Source organism: Gilliamella sp. X-60, assembly GCF_057063585.1.
The window spans coordinates 3,811-5,534 of record NZ_JBXSQJ010000039.1; the positions used below are offsets into that span (position 1 = coordinate 3,811).

Annotated in this window: 1 rRNA gene; it reads right to left on the reverse strand. The window is 50.1% G+C overall.

The features are described 5' to 3' along the window. Window positions 1-47: 47 nt before the first annotated feature. A 16S ribosomal RNA gene (locus ACYIAM_RS12820) occupies window positions 48-1,585 on the reverse strand. Window positions 1,586-1,724 lie beyond the last annotated feature (139 nt).

Consider the following 1,724-nt stretch of genomic DNA (forward strand, 5'->3'; position numbering starts at 1 on the left):
CTTCTCTTCTAAACAAACAATCTGTGTGAACACTTACGAGCTCTTCGTAAGGAGGTGATCCAACCGCAGGTTCCCCTACGGTTACCTTGTTACGACTTCACCCCAGTCATGAACCACACCGTGGTAAACGCCCTCCCGAAGGTTAAGCTATCTACTTCTGGTGCAACCCACTCCCATGGTGTGACGGGCGGTGTGTACAAGGCCCGGGAACGTATTCACCGTGACATTCTGATTCACGATTACTAGCGATTCCGACTTCATGGAGTCGAGTTGCAGACTCCAATCCGGACTTAGACGTACTTTATGAGGTCCGCTTACTCTCGCGAGGTCGCTTCCCTTTGTATACGCCATTGTAGCACGTGTGTAGCCCTGGTCGTAAGGGCCATGATGACTTGACGTCGTCCCCACCTTCCTCCGCTTTATCAACGGCAGTCTCCTTTGAGTTCCCGGCCTAACCGATGGCAACAAAGGATAAGGGTTGCGCTCGTTGCGGGACTTAACCCAACATTTCACAACACGAGCTGACGACAGCCATGCAGCACCTGTCTCACAGTTCCCGAAGGCACTCTCATATCTCTACAAGATTCTGTGGATGTCAAGACCAGGTAAGGTTCTTCGCGTTGCATCGAATTAAACCACATGCTCCACCGCTTGTGCGGGCCCCCGTCAATTCATTTGAGTTTTAACCTTGCGGCCGTACTCCCCAGGCGGTCGATTTATCGCGTTAGCTTCGGAGCCCATCACTCTAGGCAACAAACTCCAAATCGACATCGTTTACAGCGTGGACTACCAGGGTATCTAATCCTGTTTGCTCCCCACGCTTTCGCATCTCAGCGTCAGTATCTGTCCAGAAGGCCGCCTTCGCCACCGGTATTCCTCCACATCTCTACGCATTTCACCGCTACACGTGGAATTCTACCTTCCTCTACAATACTCCAGATAACCAGTTTTAAGTGCAATTCCTAGGTTGAGCCCAGGGCTTTCACACCTAACTTAATTATCCGCCTACATGCCCTTTACGCCCAGTCATTCCGATTAACGCTCGCACCCTCCGTATTACCGCGGCTGCTGGCACGGAGTTAGCCGGTGCTTCTTCTGTAATTAACGTCAATTAACGCACCTATTAGATACGCTACCTTCCTCATCACCGAAAGTACTTTACAACCCGAAGGCCTTCTTCATACACGCGGCATGGCTGCATCAGGGTTCCCCCCATTGTGCAATATTCCCCACTGCTGCCTCCCGTAGGAGTCTGGACCGTGTCTCAGTTCCAGTGTGGCTGGCCATCCTCTCAGACCAGCTAGAGATCGTCGCCTAGGTGAGCCTTTACCCCACCTACTAGCTAATCCCATATGGGTTCATCAAATGGCGCATGGCCCGAAAGTCCCATGCTTTGGTCTCTCAACATTATACGGTATTAGCAGTCGTTTCCAACTGTTGTCCCCTTCCATTCGGCAGATCCCCATACTTTACTCACCCGTCCGCCACTCGTCATCAAGTGCAAGCACTCATGTTACCGTTCGACTTGCATGTGTTAAGCCTGCCGCCAGCGTTCAATCTGAGCCATGATCAAACTCTTCAATTTAAAGTTTGATGCTCAATAACTGTCTCTGACATATTCAAATGAATCTTCAGTGTCACTTATCAAGACTTAATTTTTAAGTCCGTAGACTTTTCATTCTTTGTCTCGCAAGTGCCCACACAGATTGTCTGTTTCTTTTTTT